Source organism: Sphingobacterium sp. UBA7253 (genome assembly GCF_002472745.1).
GTDB classification, from domain to species: domain Bacteria; phylum Bacteroidota; class Bacteroidia; order Sphingobacteriales; family Sphingobacteriaceae; genus Sphingobacterium; species Sphingobacterium siyangense.
Genome location: NZ_DKSP01000168.1, coordinates 1 through 5,108 on the forward strand (window position 1 = coordinate 1; position 5,108 = coordinate 5,108).

Genomic DNA, 5,108 nt, shown 5'->3' on the forward strand with positions numbered 1-5,108 from the left:
AGCACAAATCTTGAATTTTATAGCCTTTTTATAACCTAGCAAAAAAAACAGGCAGCTAAATAAACAAGACAAAAACTTTATTTAAATCAATAAATAGGCGATATAAGATAAAAAACAAGATTTATATGTATAAATCAACAGACTTAAATTAGCACAAATCACGTTTTTTATATTCTAACCTATTATTCATTCATTTTGTGGCTATCGGCCATAAATAAACAAGAATTCAACCAATCATATCAATGAGCTATACTGGAAAGATCGTTGTGGTATTGCATTTACCTTAGCCACCATAGGCGGCAGATGGAAAATCAACTTTCTTTCCTATCTGCTAAATGAAGGTAAACTCCGCTATAGTGAGTTGCGGAAAAAGCTCGTAGGCATATCAGAGCGTATGCTGATTGCTAAATTAAAGGAACTTGAGCAGGACAATCTGATCACTCGAATAGTATATCAGCAAGTCCCGCCAAAGGTAGAATATGAATTAACTGCGCTCGGCCGTTCGCTCGAGGAAATATTAACACTAATGGATAAATGGGGAGAAGATAATCTCCCCGAATCAATGCTTTGATAATGCATAGAGTGCAAATGTGCCTAACCAATGTGACCCCATATAATCATCCTTGGTGGTAATATTGGGCAAAGAGTATTTTAAATGTTTATTCGCCAAATTATGCAAGTAACTTAACTCAGGCAGCGCTTTTGCGATACCGTTTAAACAGTTTGCGCGACTAAAATTAAGTCCATCCAGATGGACCAAATGTCCGTCCGTTCGATCTTTCACGATACCTGGTTCTAAATTGAAATCGGGATTAAACAGATCTGGCATAAAATCCTTTAACCATTTACGGTAATCCTCCTGTTGCAGCACCAAACTCATACAGAGGGCTTCTTCAAGACAAGGAGAAAGAAAGTCGCTTCCACTTGGCTCAAAAGAAATGTTGCAGTTCTTATCCTGACTATATAAACGAGAAGCATTCGTCATTAATGATTTTTCAAACGTCACATTTCCCGTACTTCTTGCATAGTCCAGAGACAGAGAAAGGCCAAATGCCGAATTATCGTGATATCCTGTCCTAATCGGATAGACTAATTTGGGCAGATATTCTTGATAAGATTTTACAACGTGTTTTACCAAGGGCTCAAGATTCGAAGCCCAGCGTTTTGCATCTGTGTCGTCCCAAGTTAATAATTCCTTCTGCAGCTGCAACAACCAAGCCCAACCATACGTGCGCTCAAAGTTCTTATTGTTCTTATCTTGAAAGAAATCTAATTCAACGGCCACATTTTCCGCCGTAATATTTCGGTTCAATTGGCGCCGAATTTCACCCGAACTGTCCAAATTTGGAAATTCCTTCAAAATATGTACAATTGACCAATACCTGTGTACAGATGAATGCCAGTCAAAACAACCGTAAAAAATTGGATGCAATGTGCGCGGTGCTTTTAGATCACTATCACTACCGAGTACCTGCCCCAACTTATTGGGATATTCCACTTCGATGCAATGCAATGGCAAACTGAGCAAATGCTTGGCTTGGATGCTATCCAAGGTCAAAGGCTGGTCATTTGAACTCGTATTTACTTTGATTTCCGAATTATTTTGACATGCAGCAAAAGCAACGGATAGGCAAATAATCCCTAATATTTTTTTCATAAACCTCTATTTTATATATTACTATACAATACTTAATAAAGTAATTGTTCTACCAATTTAGGAACAGCTATTGTCGCCGACTCCTCAAAACACTGTATATTACGTAAAGCCCTGTCACTAGGTATTTTTTTGTCAATTAAAAACGTTTGACAGTGACTAGGCGCAAATTCTTTAAGTCCTGCAGCAGGATAGACCTGTAGGGAGGTTCCAATAATAATCAAAATATCGGCATTCGAAACCAAGCTTATGGCCTCCTCAATGGCTGGCACAGCTTCTCCAAACCAGACTATATTTGGCCTCAGCTGACTACCTTTCTCGCAAAGATCGCCCATCTTAATCTCATCACCGACAATGGGATACACCAAGCGATCATCGATAGACGACTTAGCCTGATCCAAGCGGCCATGCAAATGAACAATATGAGATGATCCCGCCTGTTCATGCAGCAGATCTACATTCTGCGTTACAATACTCACGCGGTACGCTGATTCTAATCTTGCCAGCGCATAATGAGCTGCATTTGCCTGTGCCACCAAAGCTGCTTTCCGTCTCAGATTATAAAACTCCTGGACTAAGGCTGGGTTTTTGTGCCAACCTTCAATTGAAGCAACTTCCATGACGTCATGTCCTTCCCACAATCCATTGGCATCCCTAAATGTAGGTATACCACTTTCAGCCGAAATACCGGCCCCCGTCAATACAACAATATTTTTCTTTTTCATCTTAAGTCTGTTTGTTACTCCATACTATAGTTAAGATTGACTTTTTATATGACTTTCATCATGTCTGTAGATCTGGATCATTCATTTATCAACAAGGATGCATAGTTATCCGGCAGCTCAAGTCGGATAGAATCTTTACTCAAGGCAGCCTTTCGGTTCATATCATCAAAAGAACGTTGGTAATACACAAAAGCGCTATTTGGAATATGCAGTTCACTGGCTTTCTGCACATTGAACTCATAACGATTATTTTTCAGTCTGACATGCTGATAAATTCGGTAAGTAACAACTTGAATCTGCACTTTATCAAATTTTGGAATGACTTTTAAATCTGCCGGTTCATGAAAGTATTTATCGTTGAAATACATAAATTCATTCGACTCAGCGAGTGTTGTTATCTTTAACTTTCCGTCAACAACTTCATTCACTAACGAATCTGCCCGCAACCGCTCGGATTTACTTCCGTCACCGGAAGAACAGCAAATACAAAGAAAAACAATAATTGGGATCAAAACAGTTTTGATTAGATTCATAGGCCTAAGTTATAATAAAAAATGCTTTTGCGCCACAATTCAGGAGAAAATGCATCGAATACCCCCGAAATTGATCAGAATGGTTTACATCACCCATAAAAAAGCCCAGGATATTTTGTTATCCTAGGCTTCTTTTCAATGCTAAGCGCAATCCAACCTCTTAAAGGTTATTTTCGATAGCACCCACTTTCTCGCGATATAGTTGTATTGGCCCATCCAACAACACAGCGATAACGGTCATATTTTTATCCAAGCGCTCCACTGGTGCCTGAATGTAAATAATACCCGGGATGCTACTCCAATAGAGCTTATTGAAAACCTCATGGTTTATCATGGAACCGTCACCGACCACCCGGATCCTAGCGACTCCATTTTTAACACCTTTTAATGCAATTGGGCCAGTAGGTTTTCCCTCAACAAATAGATACAAGGTCTGGCGATCTTTGGAAAGTGCACTTAATCCTTCATAATGTCCTTCCGGCAAGCCTTTTCCGGTCTCATAAAGTGCTTCGGCATGATCCTTAATCCACTTTAATACCGTCGGATTAGTCGCATTACTACTCGGCAATTTCGTATCTAAGCCATCCACAGTTAACCCGGAATTATCAAAAATATTTTTTCCTGCATGCAGTGTTGACGCGATCTGACCTAAAGCACGATCTGTCAACTTATTATCCAGCACAGATTTCAACGTAACTTCAGTCTCCTGAGGCGCAGTCCAACGAAGCGCTTCCGCAAAGTTCAGTGCAATAACGGTAACATCCTGATCAAAGTTTACTTTCGTCAAGTCTACTCGAACGGTTTCATTTTCAGATTTAACACTTACTTTCGCGGATGCATCACTGACAACTGAAATGCTTTTAATGGCCGAATGATTGACTAAACCTTTGAGTTGCAATTCGGGTTTCTTTTCATACACATACAGATAAAGTGTTTTTCCGTCTTTTGATAAAGCAGATTTCCCACCGTAGTTCGCAAAAGGAATACCGGCTCTTGTACCATAGATCGCAGCCGCATGCTTATTCGTCCATCGCCCCAGCTGTTTTAAAATATTTAATTGCTCCTCAGGGATCGTACCGTCTGCTTTTGGACCAATATCCAATAATAAGTTTCCACCCATAGAAATACAATCGACCAACGTTCGGATGATCATATTGGGTGATTTGTACTTTTTATCAAAGGGTTGATAGCCCCAAGAATCATTCATCGTGTAACAGAGTTCCCAAAATTTAGCATCAGGGCGCGTGACCGGAATCCCTTGCTCAGGTGTATCATAATCTCCATGATGATTCAATCGCGAGTTTATAATAATATTCGGATTATATTTCCGCAAAAGATTTAAGGTCTCTTTGGCTTTCCACTCCTCGGCACTATGCTCCCAATCCCCATCAAACCAAAGTAATTCCGGCTTATATTGTTCGGATAGCTCGGTCAATTGCTTTTGGTAATATTTCACATAATTATCCCAGCGCGCAGGCTCGCCTTTCAATTCATAACGCTTTCTATTGCGCGTAAAAACATCATAATATGGGTGGCTCCAATCGGGTAACGAATAATACAGTCCAGTGTGCAAGCCCTCTTCTTGTATTGCTTTCACAAACGGTGTAATTACATCCTGTTTTGCAGCCGCGTCTTGTAATGTAGTGATCACTTTATCAGCCTTCGTATTCCACATCGAGATTCCGTCATGGTGTTTGGTCGTAATCACCGTGTATTTCGCACCAGCTTCTTTAATCAATTTGGCCCATTCCTTGGGTTTATAATCCTTGGCTGTAAACCCATTAAGCTGTTTGATATAATTGTCGTGGTTAATATAATTATTGAAGAATGACCAAGATTCTGAGATTCCATCTACAGAGTAAATACCCCAGTGAATAAAAATACCCAATTTGGCATCTTCAAACCAATCCATTTTTTGCGTTGATACATTGTTCTGAGCTGAAACGTTTAAGCACGCAGACGCCAAAAGAACAAAAAGAGAAATCTTTCGAAACTTCATAAGCTATTTTATCGATTACATAACGAGTTTAAGCCGGCAAAATACACATAAATCAGCAAATTCCAATTGTGTAAGGGATAAATTACGTTGGAGAGCGGTTGAAATCTAACATTATATTTTTCTCGAGCTCAAACTTAACACATGCAGGGAATATTCTTATAACTTAGACGGATCCAATAGGGACTTTATAGGGACCT

5 protein-coding genes are annotated in these 5,108 nt (G+C 39.6%); 1 reads left to right on the forward strand and 4 read right to left on the reverse strand.

Annotated features, from left to right (window positions below; translation table 11 throughout):
* Positions 1–292: 292 nt before the first annotated feature.
* Positions 293–571, forward strand: a complete 279-nt coding sequence (locus tag B2X72_RS17070; protein ID WP_280176859.1) for a winged helix-turn-helix transcriptional regulator — start codon at positions 293–295, stop codon at positions 569–571.
* Here B2X72_RS17070 and B2X72_RS17075 read toward each other — a convergent pair.
* The 4 genes from B2X72_RS17075 to B2X72_RS17090 form a co-directional block, all read right to left on the reverse strand.
* Complete coding sequence (locus tag B2X72_RS17075) at positions 560–1,657, reverse strand: DUF2891 domain-containing protein (protein WP_286850837.1); 1,098 nt, start codon at positions 1,655–1,657, stop codon at positions 560–562. The two genes, B2X72_RS17070 and B2X72_RS17075, sit on opposite strands and share 12 nt — an antisense overlap.
* Before the next feature lie 32 nt (positions 1,658–1,689).
* The gene (locus B2X72_RS17080) at positions 1,690–2,379 is read right to left on the reverse strand and encodes an SIR2 family NAD-dependent protein deacylase (RefSeq protein ID WP_088161440.1); all 690 of its coding nucleotides are present in this window, start codon (positions 2,377–2,379) and stop codon (positions 1,690–1,692) included.
* 77 nt (positions 2,380–2,456) lie between these two features.
* Complete coding sequence (locus tag B2X72_RS17085; protein ID WP_088161439.1) at positions 2,457–2,912, reverse strand: hypothetical protein; 456 nt, start codon at positions 2,910–2,912, stop codon at positions 2,457–2,459.
* A 160-nt stretch (positions 2,913–3,072) separates the two neighbouring features.
* On the reverse strand, positions 3,073–4,824 hold the full coding sequence (locus tag B2X72_RS17090; protein WP_376747309.1) for an alpha-L-fucosidase: 1,752 nt from the start codon (positions 4,822–4,824) through the stop codon (positions 3,073–3,075).
* Positions 4,825–5,108 lie beyond the last annotated feature (284 nt).